Consider the following 19,671-nt stretch of genomic DNA (forward strand, 5'->3'; position numbering starts at 1 on the left):
CATGAAAGTCGTCTGCACCTCGCCGTCCTTCGCCAAGTACTCCCGGGAACCGCTCGAGCTGCTGGCCCGCCACGGCATTGACCTGGTGACCCTGCCCGCCGACATCGATGCCGAGGGTTTCATCGCCGCGGCCGCCGACTGCCAGGCGGCCATCACCGCCTTCAACGTCTTCGACGCCGCCACCTTCGCGGCCCTGCCGCAGCTGCGCCTGGTGTGCAAGCACGGCGTCGGGGTCGACAACATCGACCTGGACGCGGCTCGCGCCCATGGCGTGACCGTCTGCAACGTGCCCAACTCCAACCGCCACGCGGTGGCCGACTACACCTTCGCCCTGCTGCTGGCCTCGGCCCGCCAGGTGGCCCGCGCCGACCGCGAAACCCGCGCCGGCGACTGGCCACGGCTGTTTGGCGCCGACGTCCATGGCAAGACCCTGGGCATCGTCGGCCTGGGCAGCATCGGCAAGGAAGTCGCGCGGCGCGCCAGTGGCTTCGCCATGCGCGTCATCGCCCATGACCCCTATCCCGATCAGGCCTTCGCCGACCGCGAACGCATCGAATTTCGCGCCCTCGACGAACTGCTCGCCGAAGCCGATTTCGTCACCCTGCACATCGGCCTGTCCGACGCCACGCGCCACCTGCTGGATGTACGGCGACTGGGCCTGATGAAGCCGGGTGCCCACCTGATCAACGCCGCCCGCGGCGGCATCGTCGATGAAGAGGCGCTCTACCAGGCGCTGCACAGCGGCCACCTGGGCGGTGCGGCCCTGGATGTGTTCGAGGACGAGCCGGCCTACCAGCACCCGCTGTACGGGCTACCCACCGTGGTGGTGTCGCCGCATATCGCCGGCTACACCCCCGGCGCACTGGACATCCTCAGCCTCACCTGCGCCCGCAACGTGGTCGCCGCCCTCACCGGCACCGGCCCCCTGGAGTCCGTCGTCGTCGCCCCCTGACCCCCTACCCCTTTCGGAACCTGATCATGGATAACAACAACAAGGCCACCAGGATTCGCTGGATCATCGCCGGACTGATGTGGACGGCGATCGCCATCAACTACATCGACCGGGTGGTGCTGTCCGCCGCCGCGCCCTTCATCAGCAAGGAATTCGCCCTCAATGCGACCGAGATGGGGCTGATCATGTCGGCCTTCTTCTGGTCGTACGCCCTGCTGCAGTTGCCCGCAGGCTGGCTGGCCGACCGCTTCGGCCAGAAGGCCACCCTGGGCGGCGCCGTGCTCTGGTGGTCGCTGGCCACCGCCCTGACCGGCCTCGCCACGGGCTTCAAGTCGCTGTTCGCCTTGCGCATCGGCCTGGGCATCGGCGAGGCGGCGGCCTATCCGAGCAACGCCGGCATCACCTCGCGCTGGTTTCCCGACAAGGAACGCGCCACCGTCTCGGGCATCTTCGACAGCGGTTCCAAGTTCGGCGGCGCGGTGGCCATGCCGCTGATCGTTGGCCTGATCGCGCTGTTCGGCTGGAAGCTGACCTTCGTCATCAGCGGCGCCCTCGGCATCCTCTGGGCCCTGGCCTGGTTCGCCTTCTACCGCAACGACCCGGAAGACCATCCGCGCATCAACCAGGCCGAGCTGCGCTACATCCGCGAAGGCCAGCGACGCCGCGAAGGCAATGGCGAGAAGCCGGCCATGCGCTGGTACGAGCTGCTGCGCTACCGCAACGTCTGGGCCATGTGCCTGGGCTTCTTCTTCATCAACTACAACTCCTACTTCTTCATCACCTGGCTGCCTACCTACCTGGTCAAGGAAAAGGGCATGGACCTCATCTCCATGGGCTTCATGGCGGCGCTACCGCTGCTGATCGCCATGGTGGTGGAAGTCTTCGCCGGCTGGCTATCGGATCGCATCTATCGCAGTGGCCGCTATTCGCTGACCACCATCCGCAAGACCTTCCTGATCGTCGGCCTGCTGATGGCCTCCTGCATCGGCCTGGCCGCCTTCGCCGAATCGGCCTGGATCGCCATCGTGCTGCTGTGCATCGCCAAGTCCGGCACCACCGTGGCCGCCACCCAGGTCTGGGCCATGCCCGGGGATATCGCCCCGCGCGGCATGACCTCGATGCTGGCCGGCCTGCAGAACTCGGTGTCCAACATGGGCGGCGTGGTCGGCCCCATCGTCACCGGCTTCATCGTCGCCACCACCGGCTCCTTCAACATCGCCCTGCTGTTCTCGGCCGGGCTGATCGTGGCGGCCATCCTCAACTACCTGTTCCTGCTCGGCCGGGTGGAACCCATCGTCACCGAGGATGACCCGGAAGCGGACCTGCTGGGCGCCGGCCAACCCAGCCACTGATGTTCCTCGCCCAGGGCGTCGGCGGCCTGCCGGCGCCCTGTGAAAAAGCTCGTACAACAACAACACGGAGCGATTTCCATGCAGACGTTCGACGTGCAAAGCACCGCCATCATCATCGGGATGGTGGTGGTCTACATCCTCTTCACCACCTGGCTCAGCATCCGCCTGCGCAGTCGTACCAGCGGCGAATTCATGGTGGCCGCGCGCAGCATGCCGGCCTTCGTGGTGGGCATCCTGATGATGTCGGAATTCATCGGCGCCAAGTCCACTGTGGGCACCGCCCAGGCCGCCTTCGAGAGTGGTTTCGCCGCCTCCTGGTCGGTGATCGCCGCGGCCATCGGCTTTCCGCTGTTCGGCCTGCTGATGGCGCGAAAGCTCTATGCCTCCGGCGAATTCACCATCTCCGGTTTCATCGCGCAGAAGTACGGCCTGTCCACCAAGCTGATGGTGTCGATCATCATGATCTACGCCCTCCTGCTGGTGAACGTGGGCAACTACGTCAGCGGCGCCGCGGCCATCGCCACGGTACTCAAGATCAACCTGCCCACCGCCGCCTTCATCACGGCCATTGTCAGTACCCTGTACTACGTCTTCGGCGGGCTGAAGAGCGTGGCCTACGTCAGCATCCTGCACACCTCGGTCAAGTACGTGGGCGTGCTGATCGTCCTGGGCGTGGCCCTGCACATGACCGGCGGCTTCACCCCGGTCATGCAGAACATGCCGGAGCACTACTTCACCTGGGACGGCACCATCGGCGGCAGCAAGATCGTCGCCTGGATCATCGGTACCGTCGGAGCGATCTTCTCCACCCAGTTCATCATCCAGGCGATTTCCTCGACCAAGGATGCCCGCGCCGCACAACGCTCCACCTTCCATGCCTCGCTGCTGTGCATCCCCATCTCCCTGGCGCTGGGCTTCATCGGGGTCGCGTCCAAGTACCTGCATCCGGAGATGAGCAGCCTCTACGCCCTGCCGGTCTTCCTGCAGTCGATGCACCCGGTACTGGCCGGCGTGGTGACCATTTCCCTGGTCGCCTCCATCTTCGTCAGCGTCAGCACCGTGGCCCTGGCCATCGCCTCGCTGGTGGTCCGGGACTTCTATGTGCCGCTGCGCAAGCCGACGCCCGAGCGTGAATTCAAGGCCACCCGGGTGATCTCCCTTATCATCGGCTTCGTGCCGCTGTTCTTCGTGTTTTTCGTGCCCGAGATCCTCAACCTGTCGTTCTTTACCCGGGCGCTGCGCCTGTCCATCGCGGTGATCGCCATGATCGCGATCTACCTGCCGCTGTTCGCCACCAACCGCGGTGCGACCCTGGGCCTGCTGGCCTCGACCACCACCACCAGCGTCTGGTATCTGCTGGGCAATCCCTATGGCATCGACAACATGTACGTTGCCCTGGCGACGCCTGCCATCGTCGTGGTCATCGAACGTCTCTTTCCCCAGCCCGCCGCCAAAGCCGCCCCTGCCGAGGTCCCCCATGTCCATCACTGAAATCGCCATCGCCGGCCGTCAGGACAGCTTCCTGCCGACGCCCTATCCGCAGAACCACGCCGCCAACCTGCTGGCTCAGCCTGACGGCGCCCTGCTGTGCACCTGGTTCGCCGGCACCCAGGAAGGCAAGGCCGACATCTCGGTGCTGCTCAGCCGCCGCGATCCGAAGACCGGTATCTGGAGCGAGCCCGTGCAACTGTCGGACGACCCCACTCGCTCCGAGCAGAACCCCATCCTGTTCCAGGCGCCGAATGGCCCGTTGTGGCTGCTGTGGACGGCTCAGGTGGCCGGCAACCAGGACACCGCCATCGTTCGTCGTCGCCTATCCACCGATGGCGGCCACAGCTGGGGCGCCATCGAGACCCTGATCGACACCCCCGGAACCTTCGTTCGCCAACCGCCGGTGGTGCTGGTCAACGGCGACTGGCTGCTGCCGATCTTCCACTGCATCGCCCGCCCTGGCGAAAAGTGGGTAGGCAGCCATGACACCAGCGCCGTGTTGATTTCCAGCGACCAGGGACGCAGCTGGACCGAGCATGCCGTGCCCGAGAGCACCGGTTACGTACACATGAATATCCAGCCGCTGGGAGATGGCACCTTGCTGGCGCTGTTCCGCAGTCGCTGGGCGGACTTCATCCACGCCAGCCGCTCCCAGGACGGCGGTCGCAGCTGGAGCGTCCCCACCCCGACGGCCCTGCCCAACAACAACTCGTCCATCCAGTTCGTTCGTCTCACCAGCGGCGAATTGGTCGTGGCCTACAACCCCACCAGCGCCGCCGACTACAGCGAACGCCGCGCCTCGCTCTATGACGAGATCGACGACGGCGACAGTCGGGTCGATCCGGTGGCGAAGGACGGCGAGCGCGCCGCTGTCTGGGGCGTTCCGCGCGGCCCGATGAGTCTGGCCGTGTCCACGGACGAGGGTCAGAGCTGGCGGCGCCTGGATATCGAGGCTGGCGATGGCTATTGCCTGACCAACAACTCCACCGAAAAGCTCAATCGCGAGTATTCCTATCCCAGCCTGGTGCAGGCAGCCGACGGGGATGTGCACCTGGCCTTCACCTACTTCCGCCAGCGCATCAAGCACGTTTGCCTGCCCCTGGCCGCGCTGCGTTAGAGGAGACAGCGATGATGACTCAGCCTCATGCCCTGGTGACCGGCGTCAGCTCTGGCATCGGCGCGGCGATCACCCAGCGGCTGCTCGCCGAAGGCTGGCAGGTGACCGGCCTCAGCCGGCGCCCGCCGGAACAGCCCCATCCGGCGCTGACCTGGATCGGCGTCGACCTGGCCGATGACCAGGCACTGGATGCCGTGCTGGCTGATATTGGCCCGCTGGACGCCATCGTCCATGCGGCGGGCTTTATGCGTACAGCACCGCTGGGCGCCCTGGATCCAGCCGATGGCGCCGCCATGTGGCACCTGCACGTCGCCGTGGCCAGCCGGCTGGTGGACCGCCTGATCGAGCGCCTCGCCGCAGGCGGTCGTATCGTGCTGATCGGCAGCCGCACTATGCAAGGCGTAGCTGGACGCAGCCAGTACGCCGCCACCAAGGCGGCCCTGGTGGGTCTGGTGCGCTCCTGGGCGCTGGAGTTGGCCTCGCGTGGCATCACCGTGAACCTGGTAGCGCCCGGGGCGACCGAGACGCCCATGTTGCGCGACCCGGGTCGCGTAGGCACGCCGCCGCGGCTGCCCCCACTGGGCCGCTACGTGCAGCCTGAAGAGGTCGCGGGCCTGACCGCCTTCCTGCTCGGTCCGGATGCCAGCGCCCTCACCGGCCAGACGCTGACGGTCTGCGGTGGCGCGTCGCTGTGATGTGGGGGAAGCGTGACTGCGCTAGAGTAGCGCGGTCTCTCCCGATGGATTCCCCATGAAGGTCGCCAAACGTCGCCAGGCCATCCTCGAACTGGTTCTGGCCGGTCACACCAACGTCGAAACCCTCTGCCGGCATCTGGGAGTGTCGGAAGCCACGGTCCGCCGCGACCTGACCGCCCTCGCGGAAGAAGGCCAGATCCTGCGGACCTATGGCGGCGCGACTCACATCGGCACTCGTGAGCCTGAACCGTCCCTGGAGCAACGCAGCAACCAGTCCGGTCCGGAAAAGGCCCTGCTTGCCCGCGCCGCCCTCGCCCATATCAACGACCACGACACCCTGGTGCTGGACGGCGGCACCACCACCGCCGCCCTGGCCAAGCTGCTCAACGAAAGACGTGGTCTGCACGTCATCACCAACAACCTGCTGGCGGTGCCGCTGCTGCGCGATTTACCTGAAGGCCATGTGACGTTGCTCGGTGGCGACCTGCGCCCCGGCAGCATGTCCACTTTCGGCCCGGCGGCCTTCACCATGCTGGAGCGGCTGTCGGCCGACAAGGTCTTTCTCAGCGCCGATGGCGTGGTAGCCGGCCGTGGCCTTTGCGAGGCCAGTACCGAGCAGGCGTACCTTAAGGAGCTGATGATCCAGCAGGCCGCCGAGGTCTTCGTGCTTGCCGACTCGACCAAGCTGGGTCGTGATCGCCAGCAACACTGGACGCCGCTGAAGACGGACTGGACGCTGATCACCGATGCCACGGCGACCGAGGTCCTGACCCCGTTTAGGCAGCAGGGCCTGGTTCGCGTCGAAGTGGTGTCCTGAGCGCTAACGCGCTATCTACGCTGGGCCTTGGCGACAGGATCAGTCGTTGAACGCGGTAGGCGGCTGCGATCCACACGCCAGTTTCAGACCAGGCGTGCTCTGGGTGCCACCCCTAAACCGCGTCTCCGGCGCCTGACGCCAAACGCCAAACGCCAAATGCTGGCCAGCGCTTGGGCTAAGTACATAGGGGCCACCTGCAGCCGATACGGCATTGGTTCGGTATGTGGCCACCGGCGAAGCAGATGTACTCACACGCCTTCGCCGGCTTGGCTGGGTACCTGCCCTGCACAGCGAAAAGCGCGTTACTTACCCTTGCTCAGCTTCGAAACTAAGTGCGGGCGGGCGACTACGAAAACCTCCCGTCAGCCAAGCCAGATAGAGTCCACCGAGCAGCAGCCAGCTGCAGCCAAGCATGATCGCCAAGCGGTCAAGACTGATCATCAGCCAGAGCGTCGCCAACATACCGATGAGTGGACACAGTAGGTAGAGCACCAGTTGTAGGGGGCCACGCTTCTGCGGCTGGCGTGCGAAGTGAACGATCACCGAGAGGTTCACCAGGCTGAACGCTAGAAAGGCGCCGAAGTTGATGAATGAGGTCGAGGTGGTGACATCAAGCCTCAGGGCCAGCAGCGCCACTACCGCGCAGACCAGGATAGCGCCTACCGGCGTACCGAAGCGCGGGCTCAGGGTGCCCAGTAGCGCCCGGGGCAGCACGCCATCGCGGCCCATGGCGAACATCAGTCGCGAGGCGCTGGCCTGCGCCGACAAGCCCGAGGTGAACTGGCCCACGATCAACCCGATCAGGAAGACCGACACAAACAGGTCACCCCCGATATTGCGCGCGATCTCGTAAGCGGCCGCATCGCTGCTTTCAAATAGGGTGGACGGATGGGCCAGCTGAACGAAATAGGCCGTGACCACGAAAATCAGTCCACCGATCAGGGTGATCAGCAGGATCGCCCGAGGAATGGTGCGCTGGGGGTCGCGGGTTTCCTCGGTCAGGGTGCTGACCGCATCAAAGCCCAGGAAGGAGTAACAGGCTACCGCCGCGCCGGCCATCACCAGGGACAGGTTCACGCCCTCGCCCAAGAACGGTTGCAACGACAACAGCGGCTTGCTGGCGTCGCCCAGCACGTAATGCACGCACAGCGCCACGAAAGCCAGCAGTACCAAAAACTGCACCAACATCAGTACGCTGTTGATGCTCTTGGCCAGGTGCAGGCCAAAGATGTTGATCACGCTGGTGACCAGGATGAACGTCAGCACCCAAACTGCCTGGGGTAGCTGCGGGAACGCCGAATGAAGGTAAGCCGCGCCAATCAGCCAGATCGCCATCGGCAGGAAGAGGTAGTCGAGCAACACCGCCCAGCCGGCGATGAACCCGAGGTGATCGCTGATGCTGTGGCGCACATAGCTATAAGCCGATCCGGCTACCGGAAACAGCTTGGCCATGCGCGCATAGCTCAGCGCGGTGAAGCACATCGCCACCGCAGCGGCCAGGTAAGCCGCTGATACGGCACCGTGGGTAATCTCGGCAAGGATGCCGAACGTGCCGAGTACGATGATCGGCGTCATGTAGGCGATGCCGAACAGCACCACCGCTCCCAGAGAGAGGGATCGTTGCAGACGAGCCATTACTGGTTACTCCCACTTTATAAGTTTTTATGGCAGGACCGAGGTCGGCAAAAGTGCGCGGCAAGGCCGCAACGGGCGCGTCTATGGCGCCCTTCAGAAGGAAAATGTCAGGGGATCAGTAGCTCACGCACGCCATTGGCATGGTCGATACGCGTACCTGGCAGCGTCATGCGGCGCTCTTCCAGGTAGCGATAGTCACGGCGGGCTTCGGCCAAGCGATGAAAGTCCAGGGAGATGGACTGCGCGCAGGGCTCTCGACCGGCTTCCAGCAGCAGGCTGCCGTTGGGGTCGACCACTGCACTGCCACCGGCGAATACCAGACCGTCATCGCCTGCGCCGACCCGGTTGGTCATGACCGCATAGGCCTGGTTTTCCATCGCCCGCGCCATAATCGCGGTTCGGTGCGTCGGCCCGTAGGGGTCCATGTTGCCGTTGGTGACGATCAGCAGCTCTGCGCCAAGCTCACCCAGGGCCCGTGCGCTCTCAGGGAATTCGATGTCGAAGCACACCAGCAAGCCGACCCGTACGCCGTCCAGCAGCGCCGTGGCGTAGCGATCGCCCGGCGCGAACACGCCGCGATCCGACGCCCACAGGTGCGTCTTGCGGTAGGTCAGCACAATGTCCTGCCCGTCCATCAACACAGTGGTGTTATAGAACGTGCCACCGTCGTCTTCTGCAAAACCGATGGCAACAGCCAGCCCACGCGCAGCCGCTGCCTTGCCGATGGCGGTCAGGCTCGGGCCATCCAAAGGCTCAGCCAGGGCCGCAACGTTTTCTGGCGTCGGAAAGCCCGTCAGGTAGGTCTCCGGGAACACCAGCAGGCGAGTGCCCGCCCTGCACGCCGCGATAGCCTGCAGGGCCTGGGCGAGATTATGGGCCGTATTACCATCACGACCGGTGAGCTGAGCGAGTTCAACTTGCATGACGGGGCTCCGTTCCTAGTGTTGCATCACGTGGGGGGCAAACACAGAATGCGAACGCCCCTCCGTCCGAAGTCGAGTATGGAGGCGGAGCCACACAGGCGGAATTACGCACGCGGGGTAACCCCATAGGGGTAGACAGATGACCATGACCTTGCACGACATCGCCTTCCATCAGACCGTGGCCGAACTCATCGAAGCGCTCGAACGCCCGCATTTTTGGCGTGCTATGACCCGCGCGCTGGAGCAGTACGTACATCACGACAGCTGGGTGGCCCTGATCTTTAGCGAGGGACGCCCGCAGGTGTTGGCTGAAAGTCCCGGCGACGACGGTGCACCGGACCGGCTCTTTCAGGACTACCTGCACGGCCTGTACCTGCTCGACCCCTTCTACATCGCCAGTCGCGAGAGCCAGCGGGAAGGTCTCGTGCGCTTGAGCGAAATCGCGCCTGACTGTTTCGAGCAAACGGACTACTACCAGCGCTACTTCAGCCTCAACGTGGTCGCTGACGAGGTGCAGTTCAATGTCGCCCTCCCCGGTGCTAGAACGCTGTGTCTGTCATTGGGTTCACGGCAACGCTTCCAACCTGACCAGATAGCCCTGCTCTCCCTGGTAGCGCCCTGGGTTACGGCACTGGTGCGCCAGCGCCTGCGCTACGAGCCGGAGCCCAGCGAGCCGACCGCCGCCCCGCCTTGGCAGGAGCGCCTTGAACGGATGGCACGCCAGGTGGAAACGGCACTGACCGGTCGCGAGCTGGAAGTGGCGCGCCTGGTCCTCAGCGGGTACTCCAGCAAAGAGGTGGCGCGCAAATTAACCATTTCGGCTGAGACCGTGAAGGTGCACCGCAAGCACGTCTACAGCAAGCTGGGTATCAAATCCCAGTCGGAGCTGTTCGCGGTGTTCCTGCAAGCTCAGCGCGGATGACGCCACAGATTTGTACCGCGGAGTGCAATGAAGAAAGCAACCTGGGTCAGCATGCTCATGAGGGACCCCCTGTATGCGTGATGGGTTGATCAACCGGCGGTGACAGTAATGCCGCCATCGGCCATGACCATCGAGTCGACCATGAAGCTTGCGCGGTCCGAGGTGAGCAAGGCGACAATCTCGGCAGTTTCCTCCGGCTTCGCAACACGGCCACTGGGCGCGGCGTCGCCGTGCTGGGCAAGACAACCCGGGCCGTCGCCGACCACGTCATTAAGGATGTTGGTGACGACGTCGCCGACTCCGACCGCGTTGACGCAGATGCCGTGCGCGATGGCTTCGAGCGCGAGCGTGCCGGTCAGTTGGGCTAGTACGCCCCTTAGGCGCCGAGGGTGGGAAACGCACAGCCGGACGCGTATGAGGCCATGGTGACGATAGCTCCGGATTCGTTGGGCATCATTGTCTTGACGGCCTCGCGGCACCAGCATCGGTTAAGAGCGGTCGTAGCGAGAAGCGCTGGGAAGACGATTAGGTTTGCGCAGGTTGACACCGACCCGGAGTCGTTCGGTCGGGACCTAAGTCAGCCACAGCCGCCAGGACCTACGTTCCTTGACCGACGACCGTGTCTGAGGGCCGGCGGATGTGGAAACGCGGCGCGAGTAGGTGGCGCGCCGCGCATGCTCACCGTGGGCCGGGCGCTGCCGGCCATCGTAAGAGGTGGCATAGCCCCGCGTGTTTTTCCACCAATCAACGAGATGAGTACTGTATGTCCAATAGACAGGAGCCGCCATTAGGGCTATCTGCGGGCGATTTCGATGAAGACCCTAGAGATCCGCGGCTCGAGCTGTCGCCTGCTGATATCGCGGCCGAAGTGGAGCAAATTGCTCGGTACCAGGCTGAGCTGACACTGGAGAAGACTCTGCTGGAGATCGACAAGCTCAACATCGAACTCACAGAGCTACGCGTCGACTCATTTCGAAAATGGGCCACGCTTGCAGCAGTAATCACCGGTATTATGATCACGCTTATATCGGCCTTGAATAAGGCCCCGGAGGCGCCGCCCTCCAAAGGAGTAGCGCATGAACGCACAAGCCATAAATGAGTCGAGACGCCGTAGGGTCGAAGCCACACGCGCTGAGGTTGACGCGGTCCTTGAGAAGTCTGCCAGGTACCGTAAGCGTCAGGCCAATCCTCTGTGGATCGCGGTGCCCGTACTCAGCGGCGCGGCCTTTACTGCTGGCGTAGCCTATCTCGCCCACCTGCTCGTGTAACTCTGTCGCCGGTGAAGGAGCCCTCTCGCGAGGGCTTTTTTGTGCCCGCTACTCCTTCAGCGCACAGACGCCAGGTCCCGTGGAGGAGCCCGCACTGCTCCTTCCCAGGCATCTGCCTGAGAGCCTAAAGGTCCGGGAATCAAGCACCCTAGTCGCTCGCTCAACCGCGTCCCAGTCGCTGAATCAGACTTTCAAGCAACTCCATGACCAGCTGGCGATCCTCGGCGTTGAGGGTAGCCAGACGTGTTTCGAGATGTCGGGCCTGATCCTGAGGCCGAGCACTTGCCTCGGTCAGCAGGTCCGCTGCTTCACAGCCGAATACCTCCGCCAGGGACAATAAGCGCTCGATGTTAGGCATGACCAGACCGCGCTCAATGCGCGATACCGCCTCGTTGCCTATCCCCAATCGTTCGGCGATCTGCTCTTGGGTGAACCCGCAGCGAATGCGCTGCCGAGCAATGGCTCGCCCCACCAGACCTGCCAATGCCGCCGTATCGTACTCAGCCATGACGCCCTCCCTTCAACCTCAATGGTCGAGCGACACCCTGTTGACATGAAGGGCATTAAAGGTTGAATATCAACTCTATAGGTTGTCTTGCTAAAGCTCGCCTAGCTGCTCATGGGCTGCTAGTGAGAGGGCAGGAATCCTCCTGGTCAACAGAGATATGACTGGCCCGGCACCTTGGGCAATAGCACTTTTAAGGCTGCTGCGAAGGCTGGAATACCTTCAAGCCATCGAGTGAAGGCTGAAGTGCTGAGCGACCTGCCCGGACAGGATCGATTAATCGACCCCCAGACGGACGTTAGGAAATAAAGGTATACGCATCATGAAGCACACAAAGAACACCCGTATCTATTCGCTCCCTCAGAAAGGTATCGACGCCAGCCACTTCGCAAGCGACCTGCCGGACCTTTCAGATGACATCGAGCTGCGCTTTTCCGTACTGAAGGACCTACTTGATCAGCTTGACGCGTGCACCCTGGAAACAGATTCGCTTCGCGCCACGATTATCAAGATGACCGCGCAAGATCTGTTGGATGAGATGGTCATCATCCATCGCCGGAGCAAAAGCATTACGAACGCCTCAGCACTGGGCCTATGAGCAGTCCAGGCCCGCAGAGTGGCTCGATAAATCTTAATCAACCGCGGCTAGCTTTCTTCGCCGCGCTGCTCGGACCGCGCTTTGATGTCGTCTATCACGCGCGACACCCTGACAGGCATGTTGAGCATCTTGCGAAGCGTCGCAATATGGTTTTCAGCAACCTCGGGCGTTGAGCGCTTTGCGGGGGCTACTCGATGTGCCGGGCGTGGACGATGGTCCATGCCGGGGACTCTGTTCGCCACGGTCTGCACTGCCGGCCTATCCCGCAGTGCATAGGGCCGGAAACCTCCCGACTGCACGCGTCTGATCAAGCCAAAGGTATAGGCCACCACGTTGCGCACACCGCCGCTACGGTGTCTGGCCTCAAGCTCTGCCAACACCTGCTGACGCTGCTCCAGGGACAACTCATCAAGTGACGTCAGCAGCTCCTGCAACTGCTCCTCATCAATTTCCGCGAGACAGGATGGAAGCGGAGCGCTGACCTTCGGGTTTTCCAGCTCTGAAGGATACGTACGTACTTTATACGTCTTACTACTGTACGTACTGTATTGGCCAATTGGTTCGTCGTGGACTTTGTTGGTCTGTGGCAGACCGGTTTGGCCTAAGCCGGACTCCACAGGTACCGCCCCGGAGATAGAGCTCCCAAACTCGCTTGGGATAGAAGCTCGATTAGGCACTGCCTCTTCACTGCGCTCACCCTGCGTGAACGCCTGACTTAGATGCTGCGCGATCCGCTGGATCGGATGCCCAGTCTCGTGCAGGCACGCTTGTAATAGACGGGCAAGCGTCTGGTCGGCAGTGCATGCCTGCTCAAACGCTAAGGCACGCTCATGCACCCTGTAGCGCTCGCTCATCACCTTGCCTGTCATGGGGTCACGCTGCACACCGACCAGCGTGATCCATCCCGTCAGGCGCAGCACTTTCAGAACACGGCGCGCCGTCTCATAGCCAGCCCGTTGCCCTAATGGCGTGGTGGTGAGATAGCGTCGAAGCTGGCTCAGACTCGTAAGCGAACTGACCCCATCCGGGCTGCTCAGCATGCGCAAGACCTGCCAGCCGTTGCGCTCCAGCGGGGTCAGTCGCGGATCTACCAGCAGTGCGATTGGCGTCGTGAACCAGTCATTCGATGCGTAGCGCTCGTGTGCGGAATAGCTTGCCATTTCCTCTCCCCGACCAAGGCCTTTCGGCTGCCAGGTGAGTCTCTTCGGCACCAACTGGTCTGTCCCGGATAAATCCGATTTGGCCCGTTACCGTATTTCTGTTGCATACCAAATGGTCTGCTGTAGACCAACATAGATGAGTCAGAGGTGGGAGAGCCCCCTAGCTTCACGGCGGAGAAAGTCTAGGACTGTCTGGCAAGGCAGGGATGGGAACCCGTCTGGATGGCCTGACCACCAAACGGTCTTCACCCTGCTGCATGTCGCTCGTAATTAACGAGCCGCGATCATTGCTGGGTAGAGCCAGGGACGCTTGTGACCGGTTGCGGTCACGATTTGAGCGAGGTAGATTTGGCTGGTCATGGTCAATCCCATGACTAGGTGTAGCAACCTAAAGCGTTCGAGGCGCGGTAGCGCCATAGTCAGGGAGTCGTACGTGCGCGTATTGGCTTCATGATTCTATGGCGGGCCGTGTAGGGCAGGCTTTTGCCTGGCCGGTTCCCTCGGACGCCGGTTTGCTACCCCTGCACGGTCCGCCTCCCTTACCGTGTAGCAACGGCGGGTGGCGGCTCCTTAATCGTCTGAGGAGCAGTTAAAATGCCTGTATCTCCTTTTAAGCCCGAGCTCCGCCTCGGCGCTATCGGCTCGCCATATACCTCTACAACGGAGGTGTGCCATGGCTAAGAAGAAGCCCTCTGTCGTCCCCTTCCCCAGCAAGCCAATCGCGCTTAACCAAATGGATCTTTCCACTCGGTCTATCGAAGCCGATGCGGATCTTCGTGCCTCAATGCTAGGTGATCTATTGGCTCAGCTGGCAGAGCGAGGTTCCGGTCATCCTGAAGAGCTGCGGCTAAAGGTTGCCTGTGATATCGCTCAGGAGTTGCTGGACGAGATGGTCACGCTCTACCGTCGGGCGCTATCTAGCTCTCGCCGCGGAAACACTCAAACAACAATCGTCTAGAAGCGGCAGTGGCTGGGACGGTCAGGACCGTCCTAGCCCTCAAAGGCGTCGCGTTTCCATCTGTAAGACGTCCAAGCCTAGTAGCCTGTTTCAAGAACCTCCACAGGTTTGTGGACACGCGGCCTATGCCTCTAGCACTACGCGGAACGGCAAACGCAAGCGCTAATACGGGGATTGCAGATCTAAACCACGCCCAGTAATAAACGCCACAAAACTGCTACGTGACGCGTACAGCTGGATGTACGAAGCAAAGCGTGCCGGTAAATTAATAATCTTTTCGGCCATATCGATTAGATCGACTGCTTTCGCACGGCGAGTTATCGATCTACCCCGCAAAAAGATGTTGGTGCGTTAACCTCAAGCTTGTGCTCACTCAGCGCTTTAGCTGCGATCGATTTTTAAGGATCGGTGCGGAAGCGAGAAATAATTGCTGCTAGCTCATGCTTTCGGAAAGGTTTGGTAAGCCGTCGGATGTCAGGGGCAAGTCCTTCATGGTCCGCATAGCCGGAGATCAGGAGAATGCTAATCTCCGGCCGCGACAGGCGGACCAGCTTAGCTAAATCGGTCCCGCTGATACCAGGCATAAGATGATCCGTGACAAGTAGACCGAACTGTTGCCCGGCATCCAACAACTTCAAAGCTTCATCTCCTGAGGCGGCTTCGATCACGCGATAGCCTAGGTCGGTTAGCATGTCAGAAGTGCTAGTGCGCACAAGTTCTTCATCGTCGACGAGCAGCACCGTCATGGGTGTCACTTGTAGCTCTTTGGCTTCGGTACAAAAAAAGTTCGATGCACGAAGTACTGCCGTACTGCGCGGCAGCCAAAGCTCTACGTTCGTTCCGACCCCCGGTGTACTTTGAATCATAAGGACGCCGTTCAATTGGGATGCGAGTCCATGTGCCATTGAGAGCCCAAGGCCAGTCCCCTTGCCGATGCCTTTTGTTGAAAAGAACGGCTCCACCGCGCGCGCCACCGTGGCTGCGTCCATCCCGATGCCGGTGTCTGCGACTGACAAACACAAATAGTTGCCCGATGGAAGTTCCGAATGGTGAATGCCGTGGACCGACTCCTCTCTTGCCGAAATCCGTATTGTGCCACCGTCGGGCATCGCATCATGTGCATTCACGCAAAGGTTCAGGAGTGCCATTTCGAGCTGGTTCGGATCCGCCGTCGCTGTAGGGAGATTTATCGGGGCATCGACGACAATCCTGATTTGCGGCCCAATCGTGCTAGCGACAAGATCGCTCATATCGTTCACTAGCTTCGCTACGTCGACTGGAACCAATTGGAGGGGCTGGCGACGAGCGAACGCTAGCAGTCGTTGCACGACTGTTTTCGCACGGTCGGCCGACTGTATGGCACCGGCGATCAGCCGCTGCTCTCGATCACCACCCACGCCTTTCCGCTGAAGCAGATCAAGCGTGGCGACAATAGGGGTAAGCAGGTTGTTAAAGTCGTGAGCCACACCCCCAGTAAGCTGGCCCATAGCCTCCATCTTTTGACTCTGGCGCAGCGCCGCTTGGACTTCTTCCCGCTCAGCGATGGCCTGTGCTATTCGCCCTTCGAGCGTGGCATTGAGCTTGCGTAGCTCTTCCTCTGCAATCTTGCGCGCCGTGATTTCAACCACGGTGCCAGTGACACGGACGCATTGGCCGGCCGTATTGAATACACCTCGCCCCCTGGCCGCCAGCCATCGAACAATGCCGTCCTCCTTGCCAATGGTGCGATAGTCGACGTCGTAGAGTGCGCGGTGTTCAGAATCAATAGCCGCCGCAAAAGCTGCGATTGTTGCTTCTCGATCCTCGGGATGCAAACCATCATAGAAATCTTGTATGGTGACGGGCACGTCAGCCGAAATGCCGAAAAACGCTTTGGTCCGTGGCGGCCAGATCAGAGCGTCCTGAGCAATATCGACGTCCCAAAAACCAATATCGGCGTTATCAACGGCAAGGCGCAGGCGCTCCTCGCTATCGCGCAGGCGCATCTCTACGCTCACTCGCTCGATATGTGTCCAGCAGCGGTCGACCACGTCTTTGAGTAAAGAGATTTCGGACGGAGACCAGTCCCGGGGTTGACTCTGGTGAACGGCCATCATTGCCGTCAGCCGGCCATCCTTCACAAGCGGACAGCAAATGATCGCTTCGACGCCGATCGTTCTAAAGGTTTCAAGGCCATCGTCGCCCCTGAGCTCTGCACCGACATCACGTATGATTAACGTGCGACCAGCGCGCATGTCAGATGCAGTTCGTGAGCCAAAATGATCAAGACTATATATACCGCCTGAACTCTGGACGTTGGGCACATGGTAGTCACCACGAATCCAGAACCGATCTTGATCAATATCTACGTCTGCATAGGCGCATCGGGATACGTTGAGCTGTTGTCCGAGCAGTTCGGTGGCTACACGCATTGCGTCTTCGGCGTGGCGGACATTGAATAGTCTGCCGTCGAGCTTATTAAAAAAGTGGAGGCGCGCCGTACTCTCCTCTAGTGCAGTGGCTGCTTGATGCTCAGCCGTACGGTCACAAAAGATCTTAACGAAACCACCGTGATCTAAAGCGAGAGGCATCATCAGCCCCGAACCCCAGAAGCGCGTACCATTCTCGCGAATGTGCCAGCGCTCATTGGCGGCTCTTCCTTGATCGCGGGCGAGCTCAAGTTCGCAATGGAACACACGAGCGGTTCGATCTACGTCTGTATAAAAGAAATCACCGTCACGGCCCACCACGTCTTCAGCACGATAGCCAATTACACTCTGCGCACCGGTGTTCCAGCTGGTTATCTTTCCCTGGGCATCGAAGGTAATGATCGCAAAATCCTCTGCCCCCTCGACAATCTGACGGTAGCGAGCCTCGCTTATCCGAATCGTGGCCTCTGTCCATGCACGCTGCACAATGAGCCCAACTGTCTGGACCACGAAGTCTACGATCTCGATGTCCACCAGAGCTGGAATATGCCGCTCACGGTGGTACATCACGAAAGCACCGATCACCGTACCTTGTGCTGATCGGATAGAGGTTGACCAACAGGCATATAAACCATGAGCGAAGGTCGGCTCCTGGATTTCGCTCCAAAGTGCGTCAGCTACTACGTCGGGTACGAAGCCTTGCTCATCCCGTGCTGGTTTAGCGTTGCCAGAGCCTCTGTTCGAAACAATGGTGATGCCTTCGACAGCGTCAGTATATTCCCGTGGCAGGCTCGGGCCCGCGCAATATTGCAGATGATCTCCCGCTTCGTTAAGCAGCAGAATACTGCCTAGAAAGCCTGACGGTGATAACGCCTCCACTTCTAGGATGATTGCATCCAGCGCGACCTTGAGGGGAGTTACGCCAACAGCGAATTCCAAGATACGGTTTTGAGCAGCACCACGCTCGGCAGCAAAGTTGCGGGCTTGAGCAAGGCGCACATTCTCAATGGCGATCGTCGCCAGATGCGCCAAGCTCTCGAGCCGTTTGATCGTATCTGAATCGTGAGTGCGGACCTCTGACCAGTAAGCTCCGAGCGCGGCGACCACCTCGGGTCTACCGATGGGCGCCATGACAAGGCTACGGACAAACGTCGGCGTGTAGGCCTCTTGAGGGATGCGCGAATCGCGCCGGACATCGCTGATCGCGACGGTCTCACCGCAACGCATCACCCAACCCGAAATGCACTGGTCAGCAGGGAAGGTCTGGCCTTGCCAGAGTGGCGAGACACCATCTTCTGCTACATAAGAACAGAACCCCTCATGTCCAATGACAACCGCGATGCCCTCCGCACCGACCGTGGCACGCGCAGTATCTCGGAGTACGGCGACGATCTCGTCCAATGATCGGGCTCGGACCAGCCGCTCGCTGGCGTCTAGTATTAGGGAGAAGCGCACATCGTCACCGCGCGGGTCTACCGAAGCAGTACGCAAATCAATCTCCTAACGAAGGACGGCCCATCCGTTTTCAATGTTGGCTGAGATAGATGTGGCTAGACGAACATCGTATAGGGCTGCTACCCGATCCCATAGTCCAATCTCAATTTATTAACATGTGAGCTCAGTGCATCCATGTTACCCGCCGACATCTACCTTTCTAGGTGATCAAAGCCGGGGGTATGGGCACAGCAAAACCCGTTGTTCATAGTGCTCACCAGAGCGCCGTCCTTGAGCTAGACATGCGGGTTAGACACAGCGAGCAAGTTGGCCAAGCCTGTCAACGATCACTGGATTACTGAGCAATAGCGATAGCGAAACGAGCGACGCTCTGTTGGAAGCCGCTAGTCTCGCCTGAACATCGGACGAACATTGCCAGTAGCCGAGCAGACCCACATGGCTGAGCAGACGGACGAGAAGCATCTGGAGCTGCTGCGCGACGACGTGGAAGCACCTAGTCGAGCTGGCTCTGCTTGCCGTCGAGCAGGCGGCCTCTATGGACCCGCTTGGTGATAAGCAGGACAGATTCGGGCAGCAGTCTCAGTTTCGCTCGACGGTGCTGATGTACTGCCGCAATCTCGTTGATCTACTGACAGAAAACTCGATCAGGTTCACCGGTGCCTGGGGCAAGCGCAACGCGCCAACCACGTCTTGGCGGCGGAGCGCTGTCAGCTGTGCTTTGGTGGCGAGCGCTGCCCTCGGTTGCTAGGACGCGCTCCGAAGCGGTAAATTTGCATCGTCGTGGTCAATCCCGCGACCGGGTGTGACAACCCGATTCGTTCGAGGCGCGGTAGCGCTGTAGCTAGACCACATCTGTGGTTTTCTATGGCGGGCCGTGTGGGGCAGGCTTTTGCCTGGCCGGTTCCCTCGGACGCCGGTTTGTCACCCCCGCACGGTCCGCCTCCCATCACCGAGTGACAACGGCGGGTGGCGGCTCCTTAATCGTCTGAGGAGCAGTTAAAATGCCTGTATCTCCTTTTAAGCCCGAGCTCCGCCTCGGCTGTACCGACTCGCCATATACCTCCGAAGTGGAGGTGCGCCATGGCTAAGAAGAAGCCCTCTGTCCTCCCCTTCCCCAGCAGGCCTATTGCGCTTGACCAAGTCGATCTTTCCACTCGGTCTATCGAAGCCGATGCGGATCTTCGTGCGTCAATGCTAGGTGACCTGCTCGTTCAGCTGGCAGAGCGCAACTCCGGTCATTCTGACGAACTACGGCTAAAGGTTGCCTGCAACATTGCTCAGGAGTTGCTGGACGAGATGGTCACGCTCTATCGCCGGGCAATCTCTAGTTCCCGGTGCGCCAACGCTCAAGCGACTACCGTCGATTAGAAGCGGTGGCTGGGATGGTCTAGCAACCATTCCAGCCTTTTGAGGCT

Annotated in this window: 16 protein-coding genes and 1 pseudogene; 11 read left to right on the forward strand and 6 right to left on the reverse strand. The window is 61.0% G+C overall.

Translation table 11 applies throughout. The features are described 5' to 3' along the window. The first annotated feature begins 1 nt into the window (after nt 1). From POR01S_RS10725 to POR01S_RS10750, 6 genes are all read left to right on the forward strand, one after another. Complete coding sequence (locus tag POR01S_RS10725) at nt 2–952, forward strand: phosphoglycerate dehydrogenase (RefSeq protein ID WP_042135744.1); 951 nt, start codon at nt 2–4, stop codon at nt 950–952. Nucleotides 953–978: 26 nt separating this feature from the next. Then, nucleotides 979–2,304, forward strand: a complete 1,326-nt coding sequence (locus tag POR01S_RS10730) for an MFS transporter (RefSeq protein ID WP_042135746.1) — start codon at nt 979–981, stop codon at nt 2,302–2,304. A 78-nt stretch (nt 2,305–2,382) separates the two neighbouring features. Further along, a complete protein-coding gene (locus POR01S_RS10735) occupies nt 2,383–3,795 on the forward strand; it encodes a sodium:solute symporter family protein (RefSeq protein ID WP_042135748.1) in 1,413 nt (470 codons plus the stop codon). Beyond that, nucleotides 3,782–4,912, forward strand: coding sequence for a sialidase family protein (locus POR01S_RS10740; RefSeq protein ID WP_042135750.1), 1,131 nt, complete (start codon nt 3,782–3,784; stop codon nt 4,910–4,912). Before POR01S_RS10735 ends, POR01S_RS10740 begins: the two co-directional genes overlap by 14 nt. An 11-nt stretch (nt 4,913–4,923) precedes the next feature. Then, a complete protein-coding gene (locus tag POR01S_RS10745) occupies nt 4,924–5,607 on the forward strand; it encodes an SDR family NAD(P)-dependent oxidoreductase (protein WP_255211825.1) in 684 nt (227 codons plus the stop codon). Between the two features lie 55 nt (nt 5,608–5,662). Then, nucleotides 5,663–6,424, forward strand: coding sequence for a DeoR/GlpR family DNA-binding transcription regulator (locus POR01S_RS10750; protein ID WP_042135751.1), 762 nt, complete (start codon nt 5,663–5,665; stop codon nt 6,422–6,424). Between the two features lie 306 nt (nt 6,425–6,730). On the opposite strand, the gene POR01S_RS10755 is transcribed toward POR01S_RS10750, so the two are convergent. Both POR01S_RS10755 and POR01S_RS10760 read right to left on the reverse strand, forming a co-directional pair. Then, nucleotides 6,731–8,059, reverse strand: coding sequence for an APC family permease (locus POR01S_RS10755; protein ID WP_042135753.1), 1,329 nt, complete (start codon nt 8,057–8,059; stop codon nt 6,731–6,733). Nucleotides 8,060–8,166: 107 nt separating this feature from the next. Further along, nucleotides 8,167–8,982 carry a carbon-nitrogen hydrolase family protein gene (locus POR01S_RS10760; RefSeq protein ID WP_042135754.1) on the reverse strand — a complete coding sequence of 272 codons (816 nt, stop codon included), beginning with the start codon at nt 8,980–8,982 and terminating at the stop codon, nt 8,167–8,169. A gap of 139 nt (nt 8,983–9,121) precedes the next feature. Here POR01S_RS10760 and POR01S_RS10765 point away from each other — a divergent pair, with 139 nt between their 5' ends. Further along, the gene (locus POR01S_RS10765; RefSeq protein ID WP_042135756.1) at nt 9,122–9,904 is read left to right on the forward strand and encodes a helix-turn-helix transcriptional regulator; all 783 of its coding nucleotides are present in this window, start codon (nt 9,122–9,124) and stop codon (nt 9,902–9,904) included. Nucleotides 9,905–9,993: 89 nt separating this feature from the next. Here POR01S_RS10765 and POR01S_RS10770 read toward each other — a convergent pair. Continuing rightward, nucleotides 9,994–10,382, reverse strand: a pseudogene (locus POR01S_RS10770) (SDR family oxidoreductase); the annotation flags it as partial. Between the two features lie 285 nt (nt 10,383–10,667). On the opposite strand from POR01S_RS10770, the gene POR01S_RS23675 reads away from it, so the two are divergent. Further along, nucleotides 10,668–11,003 (forward strand): hypothetical protein, encoded by a 336-nt coding sequence (locus POR01S_RS23675; protein WP_156045015.1) that lies wholly within the window; start codon nt 10,668–10,670, stop codon nt 11,001–11,003. Between the two features lie 329 nt (nt 11,004–11,332). Here the strand turns inward: POR01S_RS23675 and POR01S_RS10780 are convergent, their stop codons facing one another. Further along, nucleotides 11,333–11,680, reverse strand: coding sequence for a helix-turn-helix domain-containing protein (locus tag POR01S_RS10780; protein WP_042135760.1), 348 nt, complete (start codon nt 11,678–11,680; stop codon nt 11,333–11,335). A gap of 319 nt (nt 11,681–11,999) precedes the next feature. On the opposite strand from POR01S_RS10780, the gene POR01S_RS10785 reads away from it, so the two are divergent. Beyond that, a complete protein-coding gene (locus tag POR01S_RS10785) occupies nt 12,000–12,275 on the forward strand; it encodes a hypothetical protein (protein ID WP_042135762.1) in 276 nt (91 codons plus the stop codon). Nucleotides 12,276–12,322: 47 nt separating this feature from the next. Here POR01S_RS10785 and POR01S_RS10790 read toward each other — a convergent pair whose 3' ends face one another. Next, the gene (locus tag POR01S_RS10790) at nt 12,323–13,435 is read right to left on the reverse strand and encodes an STY4528 family pathogenicity island replication protein (RefSeq protein ID WP_042135764.1); all 1,113 of its coding nucleotides are present in this window, start codon (nt 13,433–13,435) and stop codon (nt 12,323–12,325) included. A gap of 673 nt (nt 13,436–14,108) precedes the next feature. On the opposite strand from POR01S_RS10790, the gene POR01S_RS10795 reads away from it, so the two are divergent. Beyond that, a complete protein-coding gene (locus POR01S_RS10795) occupies nt 14,109–14,393 on the forward strand; it encodes a hypothetical protein (RefSeq protein ID WP_042135766.1) in 285 nt (94 codons plus the stop codon). Between the two features lie 398 nt (nt 14,394–14,791). On the opposite strand, the gene POR01S_RS23885 is transcribed toward POR01S_RS10795, so the two are convergent. Continuing rightward, nucleotides 14,792–18,292, reverse strand: coding sequence for a GAF domain-containing protein (locus tag POR01S_RS23885; RefSeq protein ID WP_156045016.1), 3,501 nt, complete (start codon nt 18,290–18,292; stop codon nt 14,792–14,794). Nucleotides 18,293–19,336: 1,044 nt separating this feature from the next. Here POR01S_RS23885 and POR01S_RS10810 point away from each other — a divergent pair. Next, nucleotides 19,337–19,624, forward strand: a complete 288-nt coding sequence (locus POR01S_RS10810; protein ID WP_042135770.1) for a hypothetical protein — start codon at nt 19,337–19,339, stop codon at nt 19,622–19,624. Nucleotides 19,625–19,671: the final 47 nt, after the last annotated feature.

This window comes from Pseudomonas oryzihabitans NBRC 102199 (assembly GCF_000730625.1).
GTDB classification, from domain to species: Bacteria; Pseudomonadota; Gammaproteobacteria; order Pseudomonadales; family Pseudomonadaceae; genus Chryseomonas; species Chryseomonas oryzihabitans.